Origin of the sequence: Paenochrobactrum glaciei, assembly GCF_039522165.1 — a bacterium.
GTDB classification, from domain to species: Bacteria; Pseudomonadota; Alphaproteobacteria; order Rhizobiales; family Rhizobiaceae; genus Paenochrobactrum; species Paenochrobactrum glaciei.
On the sequence record NZ_BAAADE010000002.1, the window covers coordinates 424,869 to 451,076 of the forward strand.

At 49.4% G+C, this 26,208-nt stretch carries 22 protein-coding genes; 10 read left to right on the top strand and 12 right to left on the bottom strand.

Features of this window, described 5'->3' with window-relative positions:
* From ABDZ76_RS08425 to alaS, 6 genes are all read left to right on the top strand, one after another.
* Window positions 1-1,323, top strand: coding sequence for a replication-associated recombination protein A (locus ABDZ76_RS08425; protein WP_343804296.1), 1,323 nt, complete (start codon window positions 1-3; stop codon window positions 1,321-1,323).
* A 151-nt stretch (window positions 1,324-1,474) separates the two neighbouring features.
* Window positions 1,475-2,026 carry an NADPH-dependent FMN reductase gene (locus tag ABDZ76_RS08430; protein WP_343804298.1) on the top strand — a complete coding sequence of 184 codons (552 nt, stop codon included), beginning with the start codon at window positions 1,475-1,477 and terminating at the stop codon, window positions 2,024-2,026.
* A gap of 287 nt (window positions 2,027-2,313) precedes the next feature.
* Window positions 2,314-2,898 (top strand): transglycosylase SLT domain-containing protein, encoded by a 585-nt coding sequence (locus tag ABDZ76_RS08435; RefSeq protein ID WP_343804300.1) that lies wholly within the window; start codon window positions 2,314-2,316, stop codon window positions 2,896-2,898.
* A gap of 127 nt (window positions 2,899-3,025) precedes the next feature.
* Window positions 3,026-3,691, top strand: a complete 666-nt coding sequence (locus ABDZ76_RS08440; protein ID WP_343804302.1) for a YiaD family glycine zipper/OmpA-like lipoprotein — start codon at window positions 3,026-3,028, stop codon at window positions 3,689-3,691.
* 309 nt (window positions 3,692-4,000) lie between these two features.
* A complete protein-coding gene (gene recA / locus ABDZ76_RS08445; RefSeq protein WP_343804304.1) occupies window positions 4,001-5,083 on the top strand; it encodes a recombinase RecA in 1,083 nt (360 codons plus the stop codon).
* 509 nt (window positions 5,084-5,592) lie between these two features.
* On the top strand, window positions 5,593-8,250 hold the full coding sequence (gene alaS / locus ABDZ76_RS08450) for an alanine--tRNA ligase (RefSeq protein WP_343804306.1): 2,658 nt from the start codon (window positions 5,593-5,595) through the stop codon (window positions 8,248-8,250).
* A gap of 64 nt (window positions 8,251-8,314) precedes the next feature.
* On the opposite strand, the gene ABDZ76_RS08455 is transcribed toward alaS, so the two are convergent.
* Complete coding sequence (locus ABDZ76_RS08455) at window positions 8,315-8,545, bottom strand: hypothetical protein (protein ID WP_343804308.1); 231 nt, start codon at window positions 8,543-8,545, stop codon at window positions 8,315-8,317.
* A 32-nt stretch (window positions 8,546-8,577) separates the two neighbouring features.
* Complete coding sequence (locus ABDZ76_RS08460) at window positions 8,578-9,045, bottom strand: peroxiredoxin (protein ID WP_343804310.1); 468 nt, start codon at window positions 9,043-9,045, stop codon at window positions 8,578-8,580.
* 282 nt (window positions 9,046-9,327) lie between these two features.
* Between ABDZ76_RS08460 and ABDZ76_RS08465 the strand changes: the two genes are divergently transcribed.
* From ABDZ76_RS08465 to ABDZ76_RS08475, 3 genes are all read left to right on the top strand, one after another.
* Window positions 9,328-12,768, top strand: a complete 3,441-nt coding sequence (locus ABDZ76_RS08465) for a YhdP family protein (protein WP_343804742.1) — start codon at window positions 9,328-9,330, stop codon at window positions 12,766-12,768.
* A 98-nt stretch (window positions 12,769-12,866) separates the two neighbouring features.
* The gene (locus ABDZ76_RS08470) at window positions 12,867-13,670 is read left to right on the top strand and encodes a bestrophin-like domain (RefSeq protein WP_343804312.1); all 804 of its coding nucleotides are present in this window, start codon (window positions 12,867-12,869) and stop codon (window positions 13,668-13,670) included.
* Between the two features lie 254 nt (window positions 13,671-13,924).
* Window positions 13,925-14,980, top strand: a complete 1,056-nt coding sequence (locus ABDZ76_RS08475; RefSeq protein ID WP_343804314.1) for a DUF475 domain-containing protein — start codon at window positions 13,925-13,927, stop codon at window positions 14,978-14,980.
* A 75-nt stretch (window positions 14,981-15,055) separates the two neighbouring features.
* On the opposite strand, the gene ABDZ76_RS08480 is transcribed toward ABDZ76_RS08475, so the two are convergent.
* From ABDZ76_RS08480 to ABDZ76_RS08505, 6 genes are read right to left on the bottom strand one after another with little or no spacing between them, the layout of a single operon-like run.
* Window positions 15,056-16,567, bottom strand: a complete 1,512-nt coding sequence (locus ABDZ76_RS08480) for a serine hydrolase domain-containing protein (protein ID WP_343804316.1) — start codon at window positions 16,565-16,567, stop codon at window positions 15,056-15,058.
* 12 nt (window positions 16,568-16,579) lie between these two features.
* A complete protein-coding gene (locus ABDZ76_RS08485) occupies window positions 16,580-17,320 on the bottom strand; it encodes an ABC transporter ATP-binding protein (RefSeq protein WP_343804318.1) in 741 nt (246 codons plus the stop codon).
* The gene (locus ABDZ76_RS08490) at window positions 17,320-18,147 is read right to left on the bottom strand and encodes an ABC transporter ATP-binding protein (protein ID WP_343804320.1); all 828 of its coding nucleotides are present in this window, start codon (window positions 18,145-18,147) and stop codon (window positions 17,320-17,322) included. Before ABDZ76_RS08490 ends, ABDZ76_RS08485 begins: the two co-directional genes overlap by 1 nt.
* A gap of 9 nt (window positions 18,148-18,156) precedes the next feature.
* Window positions 18,157-19,059, bottom strand: a complete 903-nt coding sequence (gene nikC, locus ABDZ76_RS08495; protein ID WP_343804322.1) for a nickel transporter permease — start codon at window positions 19,057-19,059, stop codon at window positions 18,157-18,159.
* Entirely contained in the window at window positions 19,056-20,066 is a 1,011-nt protein-coding gene (locus ABDZ76_RS08500; protein WP_374844619.1) for an ABC transporter permease, read from the bottom strand. The genes nikC and ABDZ76_RS08500 overlap by 4 nt, the downstream gene beginning before the upstream one ends.
* Entirely contained in the window at window positions 20,066-21,664 is a 1,599-nt protein-coding gene (locus tag ABDZ76_RS08505) for an ABC transporter substrate-binding protein (protein ID WP_343804326.1), read from the bottom strand. Before ABDZ76_RS08505 ends, ABDZ76_RS08500 begins: the two co-directional genes overlap by 1 nt.
* A gap of 322 nt (window positions 21,665-21,986) precedes the next feature.
* Between ABDZ76_RS08505 and ABDZ76_RS08510 the strand changes: the two genes are divergently transcribed.
* The gene (locus ABDZ76_RS08510) at window positions 21,987-23,027 is read left to right on the top strand and encodes a dipeptidase (protein WP_343804328.1); all 1,041 of its coding nucleotides are present in this window, start codon (window positions 21,987-21,989) and stop codon (window positions 23,025-23,027) included.
* A 70-nt stretch (window positions 23,028-23,097) separates the two neighbouring features.
* On the opposite strand, the gene ABDZ76_RS08515 is transcribed toward ABDZ76_RS08510, so the two are convergent.
* The 4 genes from ABDZ76_RS08515 to ABDZ76_RS08530 all read right to left on the bottom strand — a co-directional run bounded on the left by ABDZ76_RS08515 (window position 23,098) and on the right by ABDZ76_RS08530 (window position 26,007).
* A complete protein-coding gene (locus ABDZ76_RS08515; protein ID WP_343804330.1) occupies window positions 23,098-23,520 on the bottom strand; it encodes an HIT family protein in 423 nt (140 codons plus the stop codon).
* 15 nt (window positions 23,521-23,535) lie between these two features.
* Complete coding sequence (locus ABDZ76_RS08520) at window positions 23,536-24,732, bottom strand: GNAT family N-acetyltransferase (protein WP_343804744.1); 1,197 nt, start codon at window positions 24,730-24,732, stop codon at window positions 23,536-23,538.
* Window positions 24,733-24,817: 85 nt separating this feature from the next.
* Window positions 24,818-25,543 carry a glycerophosphodiester phosphodiesterase gene (locus tag ABDZ76_RS08525; protein WP_343804332.1) on the bottom strand — a complete coding sequence of 242 codons (726 nt, stop codon included), beginning with the start codon at window positions 25,541-25,543 and terminating at the stop codon, window positions 24,818-24,820.
* Window positions 25,543-26,007, bottom strand: a complete 465-nt coding sequence (locus ABDZ76_RS08530; RefSeq protein WP_184218571.1) for a RidA family protein — start codon at window positions 26,005-26,007, stop codon at window positions 25,543-25,545. The genes ABDZ76_RS08525 and ABDZ76_RS08530 overlap by 1 nt, the downstream gene beginning before the upstream one ends.
* Window positions 26,008-26,208 lie beyond the last annotated feature (201 nt).

The following is a 26,208-nucleotide window of genomic DNA, read 5'->3' on the forward strand; positions in this document are numbered from 1 at the left end:
ATGAGCGATCTTTTTTCGGCATCCCCTGATCCATTGGCCGACCGCAACCGGCCATTGGCTGACCGGATGCGTCCCCGTAGCTTGGGCGAAGTATCCGGCCAAGAGCATCTGACAGGTGAAGAAGGTGTGCTGAGCCGCATGATTGCGTCAGGTACATTGGGGTCGATGATCTTTTGGGGGCCTCCGGGCACAGGAAAAACAACGGTCGCTCGTTTGCTTGCCGGTGAAACCGATCTGGCATTTGAGCAGATTTCGGCAATTTTCTCCGGCGTTGCTGATCTGAAGCGTGTTTTTGAAATGGCACGCTCCAGACGCATGTCTGGCCGTCAGACTTTGTTGTTTGTGGATGAAATCCATCGCTTCAACCGCGCCCAGCAGGACAGTTTCCTGCCTGTGATGGAAGATGGCACGGTTATTCTGATTGGTGCGACGACGGAAAATCCGTCTTTTGAGTTAAACGCCGCTCTCTTGTCGCGGGCGCGTGTCTTAACCTTCAAACCGCATGATGAAACCAGCATTTCGGTGTTGTTGAAACGGGCTGAAGCGCAGGAAGAACGCGCACTCCCTTTGGATGATGATGCGCGGCAAAGTCTTATCCGTATGGCGGATGGTGATGGTCGCGCTGCTTTGACTTTGGCGGAAGAGGTTTGGCGCGCTGCCAAGCCGGACGAAATCTTTGATGTTGAGACATTGCAGGAGATCGTTCAGCGCCGTGCACCCGTTTATGACAAAGGGCAGGATGGTCATTATAATCTGATTTCGGCCTTGCATAAATCTGTGCGTGGATCTGATCCTGATGCAGCGCTTTATTATCTCTGCCGCATGTTTGATGCCGGTGAAGACCCGCTTTATATCGGTCGCCGTTTGGTGCGCATGGCGGTTGAAGATATCGGTTTGGCTGATCCGCAGGCCTTGGCAATCTGCAATGCTGCCAAAGATGCCTATGATTATCTGGGCTCGCCGGAAGGTGAACTTGCACTCGCGCAGGCTTGCGTTTATCTGGCAACAGCGCCTAAATCCAATGCAGTTTATGTGGCCTATAAAGCGGCCTTGGCCACAGCAAAGGCGCATGGTTCGCTTCTGCCGCCCAAACATATTCTGAATGCACCAACCAAGCTGATGAAGGGCGAGGGCTATGGCGATGGTTATGCTTATGACCATGATCAGCCGGATGCTTTTTCGGGGCAGGATTATTTCCCTGAAAAACTAGGTCGCCAGAGTTTCTATGAGCCGGTGGAGCGTGGCTTTGAGCGTGAATTGCGCAAGCGTCTTGATTATTGGCAGCGTTTAAGACAAGAGCGTGGGACGCATAAAAAGCCATGAATTTCATGCGGTTACTTTCAGGAAGCCCATGTAAGTTCATGATTTTGCTTGGTTAAAAATATTTGTCATCATGTGCCCCACTGTGTATGACAGGGGCGACTGGCAGAAAACTGATTTCGATCATTTTCTGCAATGAATTTTACAAAGGTGCATGATGACAAAGACTATTCGTTTGCTTGGCATTTCAGGCAGTATTCGTAAAAATGCCTTCAATACGATCATTTTAGAAACCATTGCTGAAAACCTGCCGCAGAATGTTGAATTGCAGATTTTCCCGCTCAATGATGTTCCGCTTTATAATCAGGACGAAGACACCGCAACGCCGCCACAGGCTGTGCAGGATCTGCGTCAGGCCGTTGCGGATGCTGATGGCATGATTATTTCTTCGCCGGAATATATTTATGGCATGAGCGGTGTGCTGAAAAATGCACTGGACTGGATTTCCCGCCCGCATGGCAAATCCCACATGATTGGCAAGCCTGTTTTCACCATGACCGCATCACCGGCTGCCACTGGCGGCGTGCGTGCGCAGGCACAGTTGAACGAAGCGATGATGGCAATCGGTGCGCGTCAGGTTCTGCGTCCGCAGACAGTTTTGGCAACCGTGCATGAAAAAATTACAGACGGCCGTCTGAGTGATGAGTCAAGCCTTTCCTTTATCAAGGCAGGGGTAGCTGATTTGCTGAAGAGCATTGAAGACTGATTTTAAAGGCCACTAACATTATTAAAAGCAGTCCTTCGGGGCTGTTTTTTTATGCGCATCTGCCCATTTTGACATGTAACTATTTACCATGATTTGAAATTTGAGCAGCGCTTAAGTCTGCAGGAAAGCGCCTGTTAATATTTACGGTTCATTCATGATCTTTGACGATGCCTCTTTTTGAACGCATTCCGGACATTGTCAGCCTTTGAATTTGCTGCATATCAGAGGGTGATTATAAAAATGCCGGTCTAAACTGCTAGATGAAACGGGCATGGTAGAAAGGTTGAATGATGCGCATTTTGTGTCTCGTCGCGCTTCTGATACTGGCCGGATGTGCTAGTGCGCCAAAACAGGTGAATAATGCCTGTGCTATTTTTGATCAGCGTGATGGCTGGATCAATAATTGGCATAGTGCTGCACAGAAAACATCCCGTGAATTTGGCGTGCCGATCCCTGTTTTGATGGCAACAATCTATACGGAATCAAGCTTCCGTCCTTATGCACGCCCACCAAGAACCAAATTGCTCGGCTTTATTCCATGGAAGCGCCAGTCCACGGCTTATGGTTTCTCGCAAGCTTTGAACGGTACTTGGGATCGTTATCGCCGTGAAACCGGTCGCAGTGGTGCTTCGCGCAGCAATTTTAATGACGCTATCCATTTCATCGGCTGGTATCATTATCAAAGCTATAGAACTAATGGCATTGCGCGCAATGATGCCTATAATCTTTATCTGGCTTATCATTCCGGTCATGGCGGCTATTCGCGTGGTGTGTGGCGTAATAGTTCGGTGGCTAAAAATGGTGCCAAGCGTACTGCCGATATGGCAAAGCGTTATACAGTGCAGCTGAGAAGTTGCGGGCGCCTGGGCTAGAAAATTAAAATATTGAGCGAATAAATAAGCAGGGTTTGAAAAATGGCATTATGCGTATAAAGTGCAAATTCGTGCCGTATTCAGGATTAATATACGCTCAGAATCGCTTATTTAGGGATAATCTTTTATGTTGAAGAACCTGGCCATCGCTGCTCTTGCGGCAACTTTCCTTTCCGCTTGTACGACTGACCCTTATACGGGACAGGAAAAAGTCTCCAATACAGCCGGTGGTGCTGCAATTGGTGCAGCTGTTGGTGCATTGGGTGGCTTGATGGTTGGCGGTTCCAGCAATGCGCAGCGTAATGCGGTGCTGATCGGTGCCGGTATTGGTGCGCTTGGGGGCGGTGCTATCGGTAACTATATGGATCGTCAGGAATCAGAACTGCGTGCACAGTTGCAGGGCACCGGCGTTTCCGTCACCCGTAACGGCGACCGGATTATCCTGAACATGCCTTCAAGCATCACTTTCGACACCGATCAGGATGCGGTTAAAGGTCAGTTCTATCCAACATTGAACTCCGTTGCGATTGTCTTGCGCAAATTCAACCAGACCTTGGTTGATATCAAGGGTCACACTGATTCGACCGGTAGCGCCAGCCATAATCAGCAGCTTTCACAGCGTCGCGCTGCTTCTGTCGGCACATATCTCGGTAGCCAAGGCATTGACCCGCGCCGTTTCGCAATTATTGGTTATGGTGCTTCGCAGCCTGTTGCTTCCAATGCAACACCAGATGGCCGCGCACAAAACCGCCGCGTGGAAATCGAAATTTCCCCGCTGAAAGGTGCGATGTAAAACTGCAAAATAGCCGGCCGAACGGCGGCTTATTGTGTGAGATTGAAAGCGTGGTGCCTTCTATAGGTGTCACGCTTTTTCTTATTAATTTCGAATCATCTTTTTCAGATAAAGCACTCATCAAAGCTGGCAATCTTGTGTGGGGCTTTTTATTGAAATGTGCCTTTTTGCTGAACGTTTATAGAACAAATTTTAAAAATACTTTGTAATCAATGATTTATGCTTATTGCAATTTTGGAACAAAACAGATACAAAGAATTAGAAACTCTCTTAAAAGCGGGCTACAAGCGGCACAAGAGGATGTTATAAATGTCTCAGAATTCATTGCGACTCGTTGAGGAAAAATCAGTGGACAAGACAAAAGCTCTGGATGCAGCGCTATCCCAGATCGAACGGCAGTTCGGTAAAGGCTCGATCATGCGGCTTGGTCAAAGCGAAGTTGTGGAAATTGAAACGGTTCCGACTGGTTCATTGTCGCTTGATATTGCGCTCGGTGTTGGCGGTTTGCCAAAAGGTCGTATCGTTGAAATTTACGGGCCTGAAAGCTCCGGTAAAACAACGCTGGCTTTGCATACAATTGCAGAAGCTCAGAAAAAAGGCGGCATGTGCGCATTCGTGGATGCTGAACATGCGCTTGATCCGGTTTATGCCCGCAAGCTGGGTGTTGATCTGGAAAGCCTTTTGATCTCGCAGCCCGATACTGGTGAACAGGCGCTCGAAATTACCGATACATTGGTGCGCTCCGGGGCAATTGATGTGCTGGTTATCGACTCCGTTGCTGCACTGACGCCGCGTGCTGAAATTGAAGGTGATATGGGTGATTCATTGCCGGGTCTTCAGGCTCGTTTGATGAGTCAGGCTCTGCGTAAGCTCACCGCTTCCATTTCCCGCTCCAACTGTATGGTTATCTTCATCAACCAGATTCGTATGAAAATTGGTGTGATGTTTGGTTCGCCTGAAACAACAACCGGTGGTAATGCGCTGAAATTCTACGCATCCGTTCGTTTGGATATCCGCCGTATTGGCGCGATTAAGGATCGTGATGAAGTCGTTGGTAACCAAACCCGCGTGAAAGTGGTTAAGAACAAGCTTGCACCGCCGTTCAAGCAAGTTGAATTCGACATCATGTATGGTGCCGGTGTTTCCAAGGTCGGTGAATTGGTCGATCTGGGCGTTAAAGCCGGTATCGTTGAAAAATCGGGTGCGTGGTTCTCTTATAATTCGCAGCGTTTGGGTCAGGGACGTGAAAACGCCAAAACCTATTTGCGTGAAAATCCTGATGCCGCAAACGAGATTGAATTGGCACTGCGCCAGAATGCTGGTCTGATTGCTGAAAAATTCCTTGAAGGCACTGGTCCGGATGATGAAGCGCCGGATGCTGCGGAAATGTAATCATACGGGCATTTAATGCCGTGTGATATGAATAAAGCCCCTGTTCGGTTCATCCGAACGGGGGCTTTTTCTTTTGTGTTGATGCTTATGTTTTGCTGATTAAGGCAGATGAATGTGTGAAAATGCCACAAGCTTTGTAAAAGCTGCGTCTGCACAAGGCTGGTTGATCTGGACAGGGATAACAGACCTCGTTAAAAGCACTTAACCTTTAAGCCATTTTGTGCGGGGGCAAGGCCTGAAATGCGTGTGAGTTTAGCACCTTTCAAGCTGTTTGTATCCGGTACGGCACATGGAAATCATGTGACAGCAATAGCTGCACGTGTTGAAATGTGAGGAACAGAAACATTATCTGATGTTTTAGGACGGTCAGGATTTTTTCTTTGATTGAAATGGCTTATATAATTTCTAACGTGAGACAGAGATCGATTGTCTCGGATGTATTTGACGCAATATGAGCATAATGCCGTCTATCGCGTCTGAATGAAGGGTGAAAAACCCGAAGGTGGAGCATGAGTGGCGTCAACGAGATAAGATCTACATTTCTCGATTATTTCCGCAAAAACGGTCACGAAGTCGTGCCGTCCAGTCCGTTGGTTCCGCGTAATGATCCAACTTTGATGTTTACCAATGCGGGTATGGTGCAGTTTAAAAACGTGTTTACCGGTCTGGAAACACGTCCTTATAACCGCGCCACGACATCGCAAAAATGTGTGCGTGCCGGTGGCAAGCACAATGATCTGGATAATGTCGGTTATACTGCGCGTCACCACACATTCTTTGAAATGCTGGGCAATTTTTCATTCGGAGATTATTTCAAAGAAGAAGCGATCACCCATGCGTGGAACCTGATCACCAAAGAGTTTGGTCTTAACAAAGACAAGCTGTTGGTGACGGTTTATCACACGGATGATGATGCCGCGAATTTCTGGAAGAAGATTGCTGGTCTGAGCGATGATCGTATTATTCGTATCGCGACTAATGATAACTTTTGGGCAATGGGTGACACAGGTCCTTGCGGCCCGTGTTCCGAAATTTTCTATGATCACGGCGATCATATCTGGGGTGGCCCTCCAGGATCAGCTGATGAAGATGGCGATCGTTTCATTGAGATCTGGAACCTTGTTTTCATGCAGTTCGAGCAGGTTACCAAGGAAGAGCGCATTGATCTGCCGCGGCCGTCTATCGATACCGGTATGGGCTTGGAGCGCATTGCTGCGATCTTGCAGGGCGTGCATGACAATTACGACATCGATATTTTCAAAGCACTGATCCGCGCTTCTGAAGAAGCAACAGGTGTGAAGGCAGAAGGCGGCCAGCGCGCAAGCCACCGCGTAATTGCCGATCATTTGCGCTCGGCCAGCTTCCTTATTGCCGACGGTGTGCTGCCATCGAATGAAGGCCGTGGTTATGTGCTGCGCCGCATTATGCGTCGTGCAATGCGCCATGCGCAGTTGCTTGGTGCCCGTGATCCGCTAATGTATCGCTTGCTGCCGACATTGGTACGCGAGATGGGACAGGCTTATCCGGAGCTGGTGCGTGCAGAAGCATTGATTTCTGAAACACTCAAGCTGGAAGAAACCCGTTTCCGCAAAACGCTGGAACGCGGCCTTGGCTTGTTGAGTGATGCAACCGAAAATATGAGCGAAGGTCAAAGCCTTGATGGCGAAACCGCGTTCAAGCTTTATGACACTTATGGCTTCCCGCTGGATCTGACACAGGATGCTTTGCGTCAGCGCGGCATTAATGTGGATACTGATGGTTTCAGTGCGGCGATGGAACGCCAGAAGGCCGAAGCCCGTGCAAACTGGTCTGGTTCGGGCGATGCTGCGACTGAAAAAGTCTGGTTCCAGGTACGCGACAAAGTCGGCACCACTGAGTTCCTTGGTTATGATACCGAGAAGGCAGAAGGTGTTGTGACCGCATTGGTGCGTGATGGTGGCGTAATTGAATCAGCAACAGCTGGCGAAAGCGTTTCTATCATCGTCAATCAGACACCGTTTTATGCGGAGTCCGGTGGTCAGCAGGGTGATGCCGGTTTCATTTATGGTGATGGCTTTGTGATTGAAGTGACCGACACGGTTAAACGGGCTGATGGCGTTTTTGTTCATCAGGCGACAATCCGTGAAGGTAAAATCCAGACTGGTGATGCCGTTGAACTGGTGGTTGATCATGAGCGTCGTTCGCGCATGCGCTCTAACCACTCAGCCACGCATTTATTGCATGAAGCACTGCGTGAAACACTCGGCACACATGTTGCTCAGAAGGGCTCGCTCGTAGCCCCTGAACGTCTGCGTTTCGATTTCTCCCATCCGAAGCCGATCAGCGAAGATGAATTGCGCAAGATTGAAAATATTGCCAATGAAATCATTTTGCAAAACGCGCCGGTCAACACCCGTCTGATGGCGGTTGATGATGCGATTGAAGCCGGAGCCATGGCGCTTTTTGGTGAAAAATACGGTGATGAAGTCCGTGTGGTTTCCATGGGAACCGCCACAAAAGGTGATAAAGCCGGTAAAACTTACTCGCTGGAGCTTTGCGGTGGTACGCATGTTCGCCAGACCGGTGATATTGGTTTGGTGCGTGTTGTGTCTGAAGGCGCTGTTGCTGCCGGTGTACGCCGTATGGAAGCATTGACCGGTGAGGCTGCCCGTCTTTATCTGGAAGAGCAGGATGATCGCGTTAAAGCTATTGCATCGGCACTGAAAACAACGCCGTCTGAAGCACTTGAACGTGTCAACAGCCTGATGGACGAACGCCGCAAACTGGAAAAAGAGCTGACCGAAGCGCGCAAAAAACTGGCGCTTGTTGGTGACAGCGCTGATGGTGCTGCGGCACATGAAGTTGTCAATGGCGTGAACTTCATGGGCAAGGTTGTTTCCGGTGTTGCACCGCGCGATCTGAAGCCATTGGCTGATGATGGTAAGAAGCAGCTTGGCTCCGGCGTTGTGCTTTTCATTGGTATTGATGAGAGCAACAAGGCCAGTGCGGTGGTTGGTGTAACGGAAGATCTGGTATCGCGCTTCAGCGCTGTTGATCTGGTTCGTGTTGCGTCTGCTGCTCTTGGTGGTGCTGGTGGCGGTGGCCGTCCTGATATGGCGCAGGCTGGTGGACCGGATGGTTCACAGGCAGCCAATGCCATTGCCGCCGTTAAAGGCGCACTTGCCTGAATATAAAAAAGAACAAGAAAAAGGCCGGAAATTCCGGCCTTTTTTAATGTCTAATTTTTAATGTTTATTTTTTAACCGGTACCGGCCCCGTAATGATCGGATCAATTACGCTTGTGCCTAAAGATTGCAGCAGGCTTGGATGAACCCTTACCGGCAAGGTTGATTGCGCCAATGGCGGCAGGGGTTGCTGTGCAGCAGGGGCGTCCATTTCAGTTGCATATGCGCTTAAATTCATCAGGCCGGCAAGTGTGCAGGCCAATGTGCCGAGGACGGATTTTTTGATGAGAATTTGCAACTTTTAACCTTCTGCGGCTGTTTTAACATAAATTACAGAGCTTGCGCCTCTGCAAGAACGGCTTCCGCATGGCCTGCCACTTTGACCTTGTTCCAGATCTGGGCAATCTTGCCCTCGCGGTCGATGAGGAAAGTGGTGCGTTCAACACCCATATATTTACGTCCATACATGCTTTTTTGCACCCAGACGCCATAGGCTTCGAGCGCTGTTCTTTCTTCATCTGCCACTAAAAGAGTGGTGAGATTATGTTTGGTTCGAAACTTTTGGTGCTTTGCCACAGTATCGGGTGAAATACCGACGATCACCGTATCGGCTTTTTCAAACTCTGCTTTTAAGGCACTGAAAGCGATCGATTCTTTGGTACAGCCGCTTGTGTCATCTTTAGGGTAGAAGAACAGGACAACTTTTTGGCCGCGCAGCGAAGACAAGGTTAGCGTGCCGTTTAAATCTTCTGGCAGATTAAAGTCGGGTGCAATATCACCAATTACTGGCTGTGCCATATTAATGCCTTTCAAGTGTCGGATTCGCTGTTCATAAGCGGCTTTTTGAAAAGCATGCCATTATTGATGGCGGGAGTGCAAGGTTCACACCATTGGTTTGAAAGCTTTCTGCAGCACTCTGTTAATTATACTGATTTATCAGTTACGAATCGCTGTCACTCATCCATAGTGAGGCAGTGCATGATTAGAGAACTCGGTTTTGGTTTGGGCACTTAGCTCAAACATAGTGGCATCAGGATATTGAGACAGAAAATCACCAAAGTTCGGTTTTCCAAACACGAAATGGAAAGAATAGAACGCAGTCTGTCGGCTGAAGGTGAGGATTTGTGCGCTTGTCCGACGCCCATAACACCCAAAAAACGCTCTGGTCTTATGTTTTTTCTTTATTTTTTATTGTCGATCCCGTTTGTGGCCGCTGTTTTGCTGGTTGCAGGCTTTTTTATTCTGCGCAGCGGCTTTGACAGTGAATTTTTACGTGCTGAAGCACAAAAAGGCATTACGCAGTTTTTAAGCGAGAGTGGCAAAACTTCCGTGGGTAAAGCCCGCATTTCACTGGATCAAACCAATAATCTGGCCATTGAAGCCAGTGATGTGGCACTGATTGACCCGCATAGCGGCCTTGATATTCAGCAAATTCAGTCAGTTAAGCTTGGGCTTTCACCTTTGGCTTTGTTAATGGGAAAAATCGAAGTCAGCAGTGCGGAGGCGTCCGGTGTTGAGATTAATCTGACAGAGAGCCGACAAGATAATAATTTTCTGCAAAAGCTGCCATTTGATAGCAAGGGGCGGGTAGATTTTGATGCCGCATCGACACTTGTGTTTGATGGTGTGACAGAAGCACTGGCATTGCTTTCAAAACGTCAGACACAAGCCATTCGATTATCCGATGTGGTTATTAAATTTCCAACACCAAAAGGCGAAGAGCGCTTTGCTATTCAGCAGGCCGCCATTGAAGAGCAAGTTGATAATGTTCTCTTAAAAGGTGCATTCGAGTGGCAGGGCAAGCCACTTATTTTGGATGGCGCTGTGAGCCGACAAAATGGCGGACTGCATTCTTTTACGCTTAATCTGGATGGTATTCCTGTTCATATCGGTTCGCCACCACAGGTAAAGCAGCTGGTTGGCGCGGAAAATCGCGTTAATCCGGCGCATTTTTCATTATCAGCGAATGCGGCTTTGGCGCTGAGTGGTCAGGTAGCGAATAATGACCATCCGCAAAAGCTGAATGCAGCGGTTAAAGTGTCCGATATTGATCTGGAAGTTGGCCGCGTTGAGAATATTTTCGGACAAGCAGAATTTAACCTAGAGCTGCAACAAGATACGAAGAAAATTGAAATTCTGCCCTCACGCGTGCAACTTGGAGGCGTAAGGTTTCGTTTTAACGGTGCTTTCGGGCCTGAGGGCTATGACAATGCTCTGCTTGATCCTGCCGAAGATGCAAATGCCAAAAAGCCTGAAGACGATGGTTATCGCTTTGAAATTGTAACGAGTGAAGCGATCAGCGCGCCACAGCAATCCAGTGAAGCGCCATTGCCATTTGCCGGTCGTGTTGCCGGACGCTTTGATATTGATGATAACCGGCTTGAATTCAGCAACCTGGATGTCAAAACGCCGGATGGCTCGCTTTATGGCCAAGGTAGCTTAGGCTTCGGGAAGGGCTCACCCGGCATTATTTTCATGCTGCGCGTGCCGGAAATGCCGGTGGCACAGGCAAAACAATTATGGCCGGTGGATGTGGCTGATGGTGCGCGGGAATGGGTGCTCAAGAACCTGTTTGGCGGTCAGCTAAGTAATGGCCGTATTGATATTGCCATACCGCCCGGCCATTTTAACGGGCAGGAGCAATTGCCGGAACTGACCGGCGAAGAAGTTCAGGTTGATTTTGATGTCGAGAATACCCGTCTTGATGTGATTGGTGAATTGCCGCCACTGCGTGAAGCTGGTGGAAGTATCAAGGTGCGCGGTGCCCATGCGACGATCAATCTTGATAAAGGTACATCCTTTACGCCGGAAAATCGCCGTCTTGATGTGAGCAACGGAACCCTTTTCATTCCGTGGGGGCGCCAGCGTCCGGTTATGGCCGATCTTGATATTCGCTTACAGGGAGAAGCGGATGCGGTGGCAGAGATTTTAGGCAAAAAGCCGATCAATATTTCAAGACATTTGCCTTTTACACCAGCCGATATCAAAGGAGATGTGAGTTCGCAGGTGAAAGTGTCTTTTGCGGTCAACAAAGACGCACCTGATGGCACTTATACATGGAAAGCCGATATTGACTTTAAAGGTTTGGATATTGCCAAGCCGATTGACGGGCAACTGATTAGTCAGGCTGATGGCAAAATTTTGGTTGATCCAAAGGCCGCCAATATCACCGCAACCGCATTGTTGAATAATATGCCTGCTAAAATCAGCATGGTGGAGCCGGTTGAGGATAAAACTGTTTTAAAACAGCAGCTGGTGGAATTGACCGTGAATGATAAGGCACGCGCTGCACTTTTTCCTGATCTTAATACGGTGTTTACAGGGCCGATGCTGATGAAGCTTGGCTCTGAAAAAAACAAGCAGCGGGTGATTGGTATTGATCTGAAAAATACCGAAATTAACCTGCCATGGCTGGGATGGAAAAAAGGTGCCGGTATCGCGGCCAAAGCCGAGCTTGTTTATAGTAAGCCTGATGAAAAAGCCGACAACGTTGCCATTAAAAACCTGAATGTCAGCGGCGATGGCTTCCAGTTAAGCGGTGATATTAATATCGATAAAGCCGGACTTGCTTCTGCTGATTTTAAAAAGATCCAATTAAGCGGCAGTGATAATCTTGCGCTCAAATTGCGCCGGATTAAAGGTGGTTACGGGGTCGATTTGAAGGGCTCAAGCTTTGATGCGCGAGCCTTGATTAAGCAATTAAGTCAAACAGATACGGGTTCTGCTTCAAAAAGTGATTCACTGAGCAAGATGCGCGTGGTTCTCAATGGTCAAATTGACCAGCTGGGCGGCTTTTATAATGAGAAATTGAAGAATTTTGCCATCTCTTATGAGAGTGCCGGCAAACAAATTTCAAGCTTTTCTGTCAATGCTTCGACCGGATCAGGCAAAGAATTTGTTGCGACCAGCAATACGCAAAATGATGCGCGTTCCATCTCGTTGAAATCATCGGATGCCGGAGCAATTTTACGTTTCTTTGATTTTTACGACAAAGTTTATGGCGGTGATATTAGTGTGGGGCTGGCCGCACAGGGTAAAAATCCGCTGCATGGCCAGATCGATGCGCGTAATTTTTCGATCGTTGGTGAAGGTCGCTTGTCATCGATTGTTTCAAGCTCGCCATCATCGGGTGGTGCGAGTTTAAATCAGGCTGTGAAGCGTGACATTGATGTGTCGCGCGTTGATATTGAACGTGGCTATGCCTTGATTGAAAAGGGCGAGGGTTATGCCAGCCTGTCAAAAGGCGTTATCCGTGGCCCTGTGATCGGCACGACCTTCCAAGGCATGCTTTATGATCGCGAAGGCAATATGAACATGACCGGCACCTTCATGCCTGCCTATGGGCTTAATCGCATGTTTGCCGATATTCCGCTCTTTGGTGCATTGCTTGGTAATGGCCGGGATCGCGGCCTGATTGGTATTACTTATAAATTGTCCGGATCAGCAAAGTCGCCAAAAGTAACGGTTAATCCGATTTCCGTGATTGCGCCGGGTATTTTCCGTACGATTTTTGAGTTTTAAGTAACGCCGACGATTGCAATAAAGTGATAGCATTCAGCTGACACATTGACATATACAATACCTCACTCTGCATGATGGCGGAGAAGGGGGATCAACGGATGCAATCAATATTTACCTGGGCACCATTAACGATATTACTGGTATTTGTTGCTTGCGGTTTGTTGTCGGTCAGCATTGGCTTATTGGCATTGAAATATTTCAGCTATCAGTTGCGGCGTAACCCGACATCAATGCCTGTCGCGGCTTTTCTCGGCACAGTGGCAACGGCCTGGGCATTAGCACTCGGTTTTGCTGCGGCTGATGTCTGGTCGATTAATTCAGATGCGTCGCGCTCGGCATCTGCTGAGCGCTCGTCCTTGTCGCGGCTGGAGGGGATGTCGGCGGAAGATGCCTTGAACTCAACCGAATTGCATGACGCGATTAAAGCTTATCGTGTGGCTGTTACACAGGTCGAATGGACACGGCAGATGAATGTGAAGCCTGCGGTGGAGGTGGAACGCGCCTTGCAGCATATGCGTGTTGCCTTGTTAAAGCTGGCTGAGAGTAAAGTGCCTTATCCGATTGTTTCACAATTGGTGCAGGATTTTGATGAATTGCAGGATGCGCGCAATGATCGCCTCGCATTGGGCAATAGTTCGATCAATAATTATAAGTGGTATCTGGTGCTATGCCTGACTGTGATTACCACAATTGTTTTAGCCTCCACCCATGCAGATCGTCCGCGCGCCGGCATTCAGGCAATGCTGATTTATACTTTTACGGCAGTGATCTGTATGTGGATTTTAGCGCTTCATGTGCATCCTTATGCAGGGGCCGGGCGCCTTGATGCGAGTGTGCTCAAACAACGTGTTTCGCAAGAAATGCATTATGAAATGATGCTGAAAGATAAGCACCTCTCTTGACGGCTACAATAGAAGGCTTACATATAGGTGTCCTTAACTGCTTCGCATGCAGATTTCTAAAGGACTTTAGTCTGGTGCCGGGCCCCTCTGGCGAGAGTTTGCGGCGCTCTCGTGATGTCGGTACCGCCAGCAAGATCAGCCGGCGGATAAAGCAAAATGCTACATTTTTCCGTGTCTTGTACGCGTGTCAGTGATGACGCGTGTTTTTTATCATATTTCCCTGAATATAATTTGAATATGCAGGAGCAGAGCCAATGACGCCAACTGCTTCTTCCACAACGACGTGGGGCTATTTCAAATGGGCGATTATCGTCACTGTGGTCGGTCTGGCACTGGGTGCCTGGCTTGGCTGGCAGTCGTCGGGTACGCTTGGCGGCATGGCGTCCGTATTCTTCATTTGTGCGGTGCTCGCTGTTTTGGAAATTTCATTGTCCTTTGACAATGCGATCGTCAATGCAAACAAGCTGAAGGATATGACCCCTGCATGGCAGCATCGCTTTTTAACATGGGGTATTATTATCGCGGTTTTCGGGATGCGTGTCGTATTCCCGCTATTGATTGTGGTGATTGCAGCTAAAATCAATCCGGTTGAGGCCGTGGTTCTGGCCGCAGCAAAGCCTGAAGAATATGCCCGCATCATGCAGGAGGCACATTTGCCGATTGCAGCTTTTGGTGGCGCATTTTTGATGATGGTGGCACTGAAATTCTTCTTTGATGAAGAAAAAGATATTCACTGGATTGGCTTTCTGGAGCGTCCGTTCAAATATCTTGCCAGCATTAAAGGCATTGAAGTGGCGATTGTCCTGATCGTGATGCTGATTTTCTCCAGCATGCTTGATGATGACAAAGCGGTAAGCTTCTTCTTCTCAGCTATCTATGGTCTGGTTTCATTTCTGGTGGTGGAAGTGTTGGGCGGCTTGCTTGATGCTTCGCAAAAAACCATGAGTGCGGCTGCCAAAGGTGGTTTGGGTGCATTCCTTTATCTGGAAGTGCTGGATGCCAGCTTCTCCTTTGATGGTGTGATTGGTGCTTTTGCACTGTCACAAAACCTGTTCATTATTGCGATTGGTTTGGGTATCGGTGCGATGTATGTGCGTTCAATGACCATTATGCTGGTTGAGAAAGGCACATTGGCCGAATATCGCTATCTGGAACATGGCGCATTCTATGCGATCCTGATCCTGTCGGTGATTATGTTTGCACAGACGCTGGTGCATATTCCGGAAGTTATTACCGGCCTTGGCGGTGCGGTGCTGATCGGTATCGCATTCTGGGCATCGGTTCGCTTTAACAAGCAAAATCCAGAATAAGATTTTGAGAATTTTAGGCATAAGAAAAGGGCGGAAGAGTTTAACTCTTCCGCCCTTTTTTCGTAAACTTCAGATTTATTTACGTGCGTATTCCATCATGCGGCTGCGGCTTAACACCAGCTCAACACGATTTTCGTCTAAGCGATGCAGGCAGACACGTTTTGTCCACGGGCCATCATAAAGGGTAAAGAGCCAGCGACCGTTACCTAAATCTTCCAATGGCATGGTGTTGCGGATCGGGCCGATGCCCATCACCACATGACCGTCAACAATATCGAACTGAGCGCCATAAAGATCGGCAGTCCAATGACCGTCCAGCTCTGTGCCAGCCTTTTTAGGCGTAACAGGTAAGAGTGTACGGGCAGCATAACCGATTTCACCAACTAGCTTGTCACCTTCTGCTTTCAATGAAACAGGGGAGGACGGAGAGGTGGATGAATAAACACCGTTGCCGACATCGTAGAGCGTGTCTTCGCTGTCGAGATAGTTAATGGAAGCTGCGCCGACCTGAACCCAGTAAGGGCCTGTTTCGGTGGCATAAAGACCTTGTGGCAGCGTGCTTGACGCTTCCGGAAGTGCCAAACCATGAAGCACTGCCATCACATCGCGGGCAAGCTTATAGGTGTTGACGTCTTCGCGGTTGGCAACAACAGCAATGCCGGTCTTTGTTTCAGGATCAAGCAGCAGATAGGTTTTGTAGCCCGGATGCGAACCGCCATGGCCGACAAAGTTTTTGCCGTCGATGGTGTTCCAGCGAACGCCTAAACCATAACCGGTAACGCGGCCGTCTTTCATGTGACGGTCTGCGCTTAATTGCGCCAAGGTGCCATCAAAGCCGTGATTGTTGCAAACCAATGCCTGACCCCAGAGAGCCAATGCTTTAGCGCTGCCTGCAAGACTGCCCGAAGCAGAAATGTGAAGGCCTGCTGCACTCAGCTGCCATTTGGAACCATTGTGCCAATAGCCGGGTGCCAGACCTGCAACTGTGTCATTCCAGATATCAGGTGCGGTCAGGAACGTGCCAAGAGCTGCAGCAATTTTTTGCTCAACGAAATCGTTGAAGCGGAAGCCGTGGCGTTCCAAAATGGTTTCAACCAGACGGTAGCCGGTATTGGAATAGGAAATTTCTGTACCAGGTTCAAAGTTCAATCGTGTGAACGTTGCAAGAAATTCCATCAGACGCTTGGCTTCGGTTTCCGTATAAACGGAGAGGCCAAGCAGTGTCAGGCATTCGCGGGTGTCGGGCAGACCGGCAGTCATATCGAGTGCCTGACCAACCGTTACTTCGCTTAAAGGTGCCTGCAATTCCGGCAAATGCTGGCCTAAGCGATCATCAAGTTTGATGATGTCGCTGTGTTGCAAAACCATGGCACAGAAAACATGCTTGGTCACAGAAGCATAACGAACCACTGTATCCGCACTGAAAGCTGTGCGGGTGCTCAGGCTCTCCAAACCACCTGCATGGGCAAACTGAACACCGTTTGCATCAAAGCAGACAATTGCACCACCTGGCTCTTCTAAAGACCAGACATCAGCAAAGCTTTTAGCCAGTTCAGAGGCTTTGCCCCAGTTTAGTTCCAAAGACATTGATAGCTCCGATCAGGCTGGTTCTTCCAGACTTACACTCAGCTGACGCAGTTCTGTGGTATGCGGATGTTTGGTATTGCCTGCACGCAGATCTTCCGCGCTCAAAACTTCAACCATCTCACCAAACTGCATCACGCCCAGACGAGGGCAGAGATGTGTGATCACAGCCAGATTGTGGCTGACGAGCACATAAGTGAGGTTCTTGGCTGCACGCAAATCCGACAACAGGTTGAGAATTTCAGCCTGTACGGACACGTCGAGTGCCGAGGTTGGTTCGTCAAGCAACAGCACTTCCGGTTCAGCAATAAGCGCACGGGCAATCGCCACACGCTGACGCTGACCACCAGACAACTGGTGCGGGAAACGGAAACGCGCTGCCTGTGGCAGAGCAACATCATCGAGAGCCTGCGCAATGCGCTTCTCGATATTGTCGATGCCGTGAACCAGCAAAAGCTCGCTCAGGATACGGTCAATGGTCTGACGCGGATGTAGGGAGCCGAACGGATCCTGAAACACCATCTGCACATGACGGAAAAATTCCGGCGGGCGCTTGAGGGCTGCATCTTTGCCGTTGAACGAAATGCGGCCTGACCATTTTTCGTTCAAACCGGCCATAGCGCGCAAAATCGTTGATTTTCCGGAACCACTTTCGCCGACAATACCAAAACTGTCGCCTTTAGCGACATCAAAGGATACACCCTTGACGATTTCACGTTCGCCAAAACTGATCCGTAACTGATCAACAGAAATCATTATTTCAACCAATCTGAATCGCGGGTTAGGATAGGCAGACGTTCTTTAGGATGCGTCAGCGAAGGAATGCAGTTGAGCAAGCCCTTCGTATATGGGTGTGACGCACGGGTCAGTTCAGAAGCTTTAAGCTCCTCCATGACCTGACCGGAATACATCACCATGACGCGGTCGCAGAAATGCGAAACCAATGGCAGATCGTGGCTGATCAGAATAAGACCCATGCCGCGCTTGGAGACGAGATCGTCAATAAGGCGCAGGATTTCAGCCTGAACAGTCGCATCGAGTGCAGAGGTTGGCTCATCCGCGATCAGAACTTCCGGATCAGGTGCAAGCATCATGGCAATCATGACGCGCTGACCCATACCGCCGGACACTTCATGCGGATAAAGTTTAGCCACATCGCCCGGATTGCGGATCATCACCTGATCGAGCAAATCAACAGCTGCTTCTTTGGCTTGCTTGGCAGAGCCACCTTTGTGGGTGCGCCAGGATTCTGCAACCTGCGAACCGATGGTTTTAACTGGATTCAGCGAGTATTTAGGATCCTGAAGAATGAAACCTGCGCGCTTGCCGCGGATCTGACGCATGTCGGCTTCAGTTGCCTTCATGATGTCAGTGCCGAAAAATTCAAGCTTGTCAGCCTGAACCTGTGCAATCGGTGGCAGAAGCTTCATCAAAGCGCGGGCGGTGAGGGACTTACCGGAACCGGATTCCCCCACAATGCCGAGCTTTTCTTTGCCAAGCTTCAGATTAAGGCCGCGGACAGCTTCGAAACGGCTGGTGCGCGTTTCGAAGGTGATACGTAAATTTTGGATATCAACCAGCATTGTTCCGTCCTAGTTCTGCTTCGGATCGAGCACGTCACGAAGACCGTCGCCCAGAAAGTTGAATGCGAGCGAAACAAAGAAGATTGCGAGACCCGGGATGGTCGCGACCCACCATTGTTCGAAAATGAAACGCTTGGCAGTTGCAATCATCGCACCCCATTCCGGTGAAGGTGGCTGTGCACCCATGCCGAGGAAGCCAAGGCTTGCGGCGGTCAGAATGATGGAGCTCATATCAAGCGTAATACGAACGATCAGGCTCGGTACGCATAATGGTGCGATATGGCGTGCAATAATGCGCTTGGACGATGCACCGGTCAGCTTACAAGCGGCAATGAAGTCGCTGTTGCGGATGGTCATTGTTTCAGCACGGGCAAGGCGCGCATATGGCGGCCATGCGGTGAGCGCAATCGCGAGAACCGCACTTTCAACACCCGGACGCAATGCAGCAACAAAAGCCAATGCAAGGATAAGACGCGGGAAAGCAAGGAACACGTCGGTGATGCGCATCAAAGCTGTATCAACGATACCGCCGTAATAACCGGCAATACAACCAACAGCCAGACCGATCGGTGCCACCAGAATAACGACTGCAATCACCATGCCCATGGTGACGCGGCCGCCGTAGAGGATACGCGAGAGAATATCGCGACCCAGTTCGTCGGTACCAAACCAATGTTCAGCAGTCGGTGCTGACAAGCGATTAGCCAGATTCTGCACGCTTGGATCATATGGCGCCAGCAAAGGCGCGAAGATCGACAGCAAAACAAAGGCCAGAATGACAACCAGACCAAACATGGCCAGCGGGTTGCCTTTGAGGTTGAGCCACAGGCGATAACGGCGTCCCCATGCAGCTTGTGCGCGGGAAGACGGGGTTTCGTTCAAGGCCCAATTTCTAAAGCTAGATGTTATCATCGGACACGTGGATCCAGTACTTTATAGAGGATATCGGCCAGAAGATTGAGGCCAACATAAATCACGCCGATCAGCAAGGTGGCGCCAACGACCGGATTCATATCTGCGTTCATCAAAGAGACGGTCAGATATTGTCCAAGGCCCGGCCAGCTAAAGACTGTTTCGGTTACCACTGCACCTTCAAGCAAGCCTGCATAGGTGAGGGCAAGAACGGTCACGAGCTGAACTGCGACAGTCGGAAATGCATGTTTCCAGATGACGGCTTTGAGCGACAGGCCTTTTGCACGCGCGGTGATGACATATTCACCTTTGAGCGCATCAAGCATGAATGCTCGGGTCATACGGGTAATGTAAGCCATGCTGAAATAAGCAAGGATCAGAACTGGCTGCACCAAGTGCTTCACAGCATCAACAAAAGCATCCCAATCACCATCAAGCAGCGTATCAATTGTCATGATACCTGTGACATGGGTGATCATGCCTTCATAGATGATGTCCTGACGGCCAGGGCCAGGGGCAACATCTAAGGTTGCATAGAACAGCAGCAGGGAAATCAACGCCAAAACAAAGACCGGCACCGAGTGACCGGCAAGGCAGATAACACGGATGGTCTGGTCAAGCCATGAACCCTGACGCACAGCAGCCCACACACCAAGCGGAATACCGATGGCTGCGGAAATCAGCAGTGCATATGTTGCAAGTTCCAACGTCGCCGGGAAATAACGGACGATGTCAGTGGTGACCGGATTTCTGGTCAAAATAGAATTGCCCAGATCGCCGTGTAATACCTGGCTGATATAATTAAAGAACTGAACGATCATTGGCTGATCCAGACCCATTTCCGCGCGTACACGCTGGATAACGGCTTCCGGAGCATTATCGCCGACCGCGGCAATAACCGGGTCAACCGGCATAACGCGGCCGATCATAAAGGTGATAATCATAAGACCGAACAGCGTGATTAACACGCTGCCCAGTACACCAGTCAATTTTTGGAGTTTCCTCATCACGCCTTCGCGATCCCTGCATAGGAGTGGCTGTCTGAAAGCACACCCAGACGCATGCCTGTCACATCTTTGCGGCAAGCAGCAGTTTCAAATTTTTGCATCATGACGATGAACGGGCTGTTCTGCATGAACTCACGCTGAAGGTCGCCATAAAGCTTGATGCGGGTTGCCGGATCTTTTTCATCGCGGGCAGCAATAGCTTTTTTCATGAACTCTTCATTCTGGTAATGCGAACGCCAAGCAAAAGGCTTGCTCATTGCATTGTCAGAATTGTCTTCATTGATGCAGAACACAGACGCGTTGGTGTTCGGATCAAAATAGTCTGAACCCCATGATGTCAGTGCAATTTCATGCTCGCGGGCGCGCATTTTGGTGAGAACCTGACGGTTTTCTGCGGCCAGCAATTCAACTTTAATGCCGATATCTGCGAGATTTGCCTGAATTGCCTGCGCAATATCCGGGCTTGGCTGTGCAGAGTAGTGATCCATTTTGATGGTGAAGCCATCAGCAAGACCAGCTTCAGCCATCAAAGCTTTTGCCTTTTCAAGGTCACGCTTGAACGGCTTGTCAGTGATTGCACCAGGGAAACCTTCAGGAACGATGGTCTGGTGAACCTTGTACTGCAGCGGAACAATGTTCTGCTGGATGCCGTCGTAATCAACAGCCCACTTGATTGCTTCCCAAAGCTTAGGATTGGTCAGCTTTTCATTGCTCTGGTTCAAGGACATCAGCATGATGCCGCTGACGCTCTGGCGAACCATGTTGTAGTTTTCATCGTCAACAACAACGCGCAGCTGTTCAGTGGTCAGGTTACGTGCAATATCAACGTCACCCTTCTGCAGCATGAGAAGCTGTGAAGACGGATCAGCAACGTGACGCAGCATAATGCGCTTTACATTGCCTTTGTAGAGACCATGCGGATTGTAGTTCATCACTACGCTTTCGCTTGGCTTCCAGGAAACGAGGGTCCATTCACCGGAACCGGCGCTGTTCTTCTGCAACCAGCCGTTACCCATGTCGTCGCCATTGGCGTTTTCCATGACAACCTTCTTCTCGACAATGCTGCCGATGCTTGCAGACAAGCAATAGAGCAGGAAGGAGAGGGAGGTCGGGGTTTCGAGCGAAAGCTTGATAGTGGAATCGTCAACGACGGTGATCCACTGTTCAACGTTTTCTGGTGTAAAGCCGAACTGGCCGATGATGAAGGCTGCGCCTTTGTTCATCTTGATAGCGCGCTGCAGGGAGAAGACAGCGTCTTCAGCTGTTACAGGTGCGCCGCTGGCAAATTTTGCATCCGGGTTCATTTTGAAGGTGAAGACTTTGCCTTCTTCGTCAGCTTCCCATGAAGAAGCAACGCCGCCTTCGATTTCTTCCGGATTGGTCAGGCTTGGATGAACAAGACGCTGATACATGTTGTTGCAGATTTCACTGCCGACAGCTTCAAAGCTCTCATGCGGATCAAGGCTCGTCATGTTGTCGAGCGTCTGAGCAACAACGAGAATGTCCTGACGGCCGGCAGCAACTGCTGGCAACAGGCTTGCGTAAGACAGGAAAGGTACCGCTGCGGCACCTGCCAGGAAATTACGTCTCGAAATCATTTTTATTCTCCCTGTTAAAGCAATTGCAAGAAGCATTGCCATAAAAGCGCCATCCCTATAGCATTTCCGCCAGGCGCATTTTTCCGAGCATCCGGTATCATGAGTGGGTTTGTGGGTTCCAATGCAGAATTTGCAACGGTCATGCACAGAATGCATAATGAGGAAATGGATTAGGGCTCGCTAAAATAAATAACCGCGATATGCAAGCGATTTCTAACATATGCATAAAACGCATTGGCAATTTATGTGTAAGAGCGTAAGCCTTACGCAGTGATAAGCTTTAGCTTTAAAACCCCTAAGACTGATAAAGGCATATCTTGATATGACAACAGCTCCGATTACCCCTGTTTTTGACGGCCATAATGACGTTTTGCTGCGTTTGTGGACATCGACAGAGCCGAATCCTGAAGCACGTTTTATTAATGGTGAAGCGGTCGGCCACATCGATCTTCCGCGTGCAAAGACCGGTGGTCTGGCAGGTGGTTTGTGCGCTATTTATGTTCCGAGCCCGTCAAAAGAGCTGAATGCAGAAGGTAACTTCGAAACACCTGCTCATAGCGATGCATTGAACACAACATTGGCCATGGCTGCCTTGCTGACGCGAATCGAAAATGCTTCAAAAGGTGGTTTCCGCGTTTGCCGTACGGCTTCCGACATTCGTCAGTCGATGGCAGATGGTGCTTTTGCTGCTGTTTTCCATATTGAAGGCGTTGAAGCTATCAGCGATGGTCTTGATGAGCTTTATGTGATGCATCAGGCAGGTTTGCGCAGCCTTGGTCCGGTTTGGAGCCGCCCGAACATTTTTGCATATGGTGTACCTTTCCGCTTCAATAGCTCACCGGATATTGGCCCGGGCCTTACCGATGCCGGTAAGCGTCTGATCAAAGCCTGTAACGAGCTGAAAGTGATGATTGATCTTTCTCATATGAATGAGAAGGGTTTCTGGGATATTGCTAAACTTTCCGATGCGCCGCTGGTGGCATCGCACTCTAATGCGCATGGCGTTTGCCCGCATAGCCGCAACCTGACCGACAAGCAGATGGATGCGATCCGTGACACCGGTGGTCTGGCTGGTCTTAACTTCGGCGTTTCCTTCCTGCACAGCGAAGGTCAGCGTGACCTGAACCTGCCATTATCAGAAATGATCCGTCACATTGATTACATGGTTGAGCGTATGGGCATTGATCATGTGGCACTTGGTTCCGACTTTGACGGCACCACGATTTCAACAGAAATCGGTGATGCAACCGGTCTGCCAAAGCTGATCGATGCTCTGCGTGCGCATGGTTATGATCAGGAATCGATCAACAAGATTGCCCATGACAACTGGATCCGTGTGCTGGAACGCACTTGGGGTGCCTAAGCAAATTTAATCTGAAGATTATTCTCTTAAAGAAAACGCCGCTTTTGAAGCGGCGTTTTTTATTGTCCGTTTAAAGCTGTGCGCGCAGCTTTTCGGCATTGGCGGTCAGAACGCCATTATCTTCCATCTTGCCGCTATGTGGCTTCAAATCTATGCCTTCATAGCGCGGGATAATATGGAAATGCAGGTGATAAACGGTCTGGCCGGCGGCAGGCTCGTTAAACTGCATGATGGTGATGCCGTCAGCTTCAAAAGCGGTCTTTGCAGCCTTTGCCACATGCTGCACGGCTTTCATCAGTGCGCCCAATGTTTCAGGTGAGGCATCCAGCAGGTTGCGTGAAGGCTTTTTCGGTATCACCAATGTGTGGCCGTTGCTCTGTGGCATCACATCCATAAATGCCAGAACATCATCATTTTCATAAACACGATGAGCCGGAATTTCACCGCGCAGGATTTTGGCAAAAATATTATTATCATCATAGACGGCAGTCATCGGGTCTTCTCCGTTTTATGTGTCGAGTTCAGGTGTTTTGCGAAAAGGCAGATGGTCTTGCAACGACACAGCCATGCGCATCACATCCTGACGCTCGGTATCAAGGTAATCTGCCACAGCATTACGCAAACCCTGATGGGTAATATAATGTGCGGAATGGGTGAGGACAGGCTGATAACCGCGCGCAATTTTATGGTCACCTTGCGCGCCCGCTTCAACCTTGTCGAGCTTATGTTGGATCGCAAATTCGATAGCCTGATGATAGCAGACTTCAAAATGCAAAAACGGATGATCTTCAATACAGCCCCAATGGCGGCCAAAGAGCGTATCCGAACCAATGAAATTAATCGCACCGGCAATATAGCGACCATCGCGTTTTGCCATCACCAGCAAAATATCATCTGCCATGGTTTCACCGATCAGTGTGTAAAACTCACGGGTTAAATAAGGGCGGCCCCATTTCCGGCTGCCGGTATCCATATAGAAAGCAAAGAACTGATCGAGCACGTCCTCGGTGATCTGTTCACCTTGCAGCCATTCAATCGTAATGCCGTTGCTTAAGGCTTCTTTGCGCTCTTTTTTAATCAGCTTTCTTTTGCGGGATGAAAACTCGCTTAAAAAGTCATCATATTGTGAAAAGCCATTGTTTATAAAATGAAATTGCAGATCTGTCCGGTGCAGAAAATCGGCTTTTTCTAAAGGTTTTAACTGGGCTTCATCAACAAAAGTGACATGGGCTGACGAGATGCCGAGCTGGTCGGTCAGCTGCTGAAGACCGAGTGCCAATGCCTGTCTGATCGCGGCAGGTTCATAGTCGCGGTTGTGCAAAAGCCGGGAGCCGGTAGCAGGTGTGAAGGGCACGCAAATTTGCAGCTTTGGATAATAGCGGCCGCCGGCGCGCTCATAGGCATCAGCCCAGCCATGATCGAAAACATATTCGCCCTGACTGTGGCTTTTCAAATAAGCAGGAACTGCACCAAGCAAAATTCCGTCAGCTGTTTCAAGCCGCAAATGATATGGCCGCCAGCCGGTGGCAGATGTTGCACTTGCCGATTTTTCGAGGGCATTTAAAAAGTGATAGGACAGAAACGGATTATAATTTCCGTGTCCTTTGGAAGTGCCTGCAAGGGAAGACCACTCTTTAGCCGTGAATTCATCAAATTGTCTGACGACACGGAGCTGAAATTCAGGGCTTTGATCTTCATCGTCCAACACCTTGCGGCAATCCTCCTCAAAGACTTTTCGGCTCAAAACAGATTGAGCCAGCGCTGGTGCTTGTCTGGTTTATCAGGAATGGTCAGGCAAGCTGCGCGCGCGGGTCGAACCCTTCAAAGGTAATCTGGTCGGCATTCAGGTCACTATGAGCTTTGGTTGCCTGATCTTTTACCGTCCATGTAATCACCGGCATATGCAGTTTTTCACGCACAAAGCTGATGAACGGATTTGGCAATTCATGCACATGATAGGATACAAAATCGATGCCGTGAGCCAGCATGGAAAAATGGGCTTCCATCGCTTCACGGTTCATGCCCTCAGCCGTCAACCCTGCCGGAATGCCCGGTGCATCGGAGGCAAACTGGCGGATGATGTGATGGTCAAAGGACATGATTGCAGCATGTCCCTGATAGGTTTCAAGTTCTTTAGCAGTCTTTTTAACCAGACCGTCATCATGACCAAGTGTGCCCTTTACTTCGATAATAAGGGGCACACGACCGTCAACGAGATCAAGCAGTTCCCGCAAAGACGGAATATGGTCTTGTGTGGTACCGATGGTGAGCGCTTGTGCCTCTGCCAGCGTCAGGTCGTAAATATGCCCGTCGCGCCCTGCAACCCGTTTGAGTGTGGGATCGTGAAACACGACAACTTCACCGTCTTTGGTGAGGTGAACATCACATTCAATGGCAAAACCCTGTTTCACGGCTGCTTGTGCAGCCGAAAGCGAGTTTTCCCAGCAATCATGGTTCAAGTCGTGCAAACCACGATGTGCAATAGGGGTTTCAGTTAACCAACGGGCAAATGACATCAGGCGACCTCAAAAATCGCTTCTACTTCCACAGGTGCATTAAACGGTAGGGACGCTACACCAACAGCAGAGCGGGCATGCTTACCGGCATCGCCAAGAACATTGACGAGGAAATCCGATGCGCCGTTGCCGACAACATGCTGTTCAGTGAAGCCAGGTGCAGAAGCCACAAAAATTGTGATTTTCACCAGACGCTTAATGCGGTTCAAATCGCCGAGCGCTGCTTTGGCCTGTGCCAGAACCTGAATGGCGCACTGGCGTGCGGTTTCCTGACCCTTGGCAATGTCGATTTCAGCGCCCAGAAGGCCGGTATGGATCAGTTTGCCCTGATCCATTGGCAGCTGGCCGGAGGTGAACAATAACTGGCCTGCCTGCATATATGGCAGGTAATTTGCGGCCGGTGCAGCAGAAGCTGGAATGGTAACACCCAGAGCGGCAAGACGGCTATCAATTGTATCAGTCATATTCAGATCCTTAATTCTTTTCGTGTTGTGTCGTGCAATTATAACAGTGGCAAGACAGAATCGGTGGAAATTATCGCAAGGTTGCGACTTTTGTCTCGATTCCGCCACGAGTTTTTTTATCATACTGCTTCTGCAAGGAGATATAGCATGCATTTTATTAAAAAGGCCATTTGCCAAACCGGGTTGCAGGCAGTGTTCTGC

Bases quoted from the DNA above. Each gene is read 5' to 3' on its own strand.
- ABDZ76_RS08460 (WP_343804310.1), bottom strand. From the start codon at position 9,045: ATGGCACAGCCAGTAATTGGTGATATTGCACCCGACTTTAATCTGCCA.
- ABDZ76_RS08480 (WP_343804316.1), bottom strand. From the start codon at position 16,567: ATGTCTTTGGAACTAAACTGGGGCAAAGCCTCTGAACTGGCTAAAAGC.
- ABDZ76_RS08440 (WP_343804302.1), top strand. From the start codon at position 3,026: ATGTTGAAGAACCTGGCCATCGCTGCTCTTGCGGCAACTTTCCTTTCC.
- ABDZ76_RS08465 (WP_343804742.1), top strand. From the start codon at position 9,328: ATGGAAAGAATAGAACGCAGTCTGTCGGCTGAAGGTGAGGATTTGTGC.
- ABDZ76_RS08475 (WP_343804314.1), top strand. From the start codon at position 13,925: ATGACGCCAACTGCTTCTTCCACAACGACGTGGGGCTATTTCAAATGG.
- ABDZ76_RS08515 (WP_343804330.1), bottom strand. From the start codon at position 23,520: ATGACTGCCGTCTATGATGATAATAATATTTTTGCCAAAATCCTGCGC.
- alaS (WP_343804306.1), top strand. From the start codon at position 5,593: ATGAGTGGCGTCAACGAGATAAGATCTACATTTCTCGATTATTTCCGC.
- ABDZ76_RS08435 (WP_343804300.1), top strand. From the start codon at position 2,314: ATGATGCGCATTTTGTGTCTCGTCGCGCTTCTGATACTGGCCGGATGT.
- ABDZ76_RS08470 (WP_343804312.1), top strand. From the start codon at position 12,867: ATGCAATCAATATTTACCTGGGCACCATTAACGATATTACTGGTATTT.
- ABDZ76_RS08530 (WP_184218571.1), bottom strand. From the start codon at position 26,007: ATGACTGATACAATTGATAGCCGTCTTGCCGCTCTGGGTGTTACCATT.
- recA (WP_343804304.1), top strand. From the start codon at position 4,001: ATGTCTCAGAATTCATTGCGACTCGTTGAGGAAAAATCAGTGGACAAG.
- ABDZ76_RS08485 (WP_343804318.1), bottom strand. From the start codon at position 17,320: ATGATTTCTGTTGATCAGTTACGGATCAGTTTTGGCGAACGTGAAATC.
- ABDZ76_RS08505 (WP_343804326.1), bottom strand. From the start codon at position 21,664: ATGATTTCGAGACGTAATTTCCTGGCAGGTGCCGCAGCGGTACCTTTC.
- nikC (WP_343804322.1), bottom strand. From the start codon at position 19,059: ATGATAACATCTAGCTTTAGAAATTGGGCCTTGAACGAAACCCCGTCT.
- ABDZ76_RS08525 (WP_343804332.1), bottom strand. From the start codon at position 25,543: ATGTCATTTGCCCGTTGGTTAACTGAAACCCCTATTGCACATCGTGGT.
- ABDZ76_RS08425 (WP_343804296.1), top strand. From the start codon at position 1: ATGAGCGATCTTTTTTCGGCATCCCCTGATCCATTGGCCGACCGCAAC.
- ABDZ76_RS08430 (WP_343804298.1), top strand. From the start codon at position 1,475: ATGATGACAAAGACTATTCGTTTGCTTGGCATTTCAGGCAGTATTCGT.
- ABDZ76_RS08490 (WP_343804320.1), bottom strand. From the start codon at position 18,147: ATGCTGGTTGATATCCAAAATTTACGTATCACCTTCGAAACGCGCACC.
- ABDZ76_RS08510 (WP_343804328.1), top strand. From the start codon at position 21,987: ATGACAACAGCTCCGATTACCCCTGTTTTTGACGGCCATAATGACGTT.
- ABDZ76_RS08500 (WP_374844619.1), bottom strand. From the start codon at position 20,066: ATGAGGAAACTCCAAAAATTGACTGGTGTACTGGGCAGCGTGTTAATC.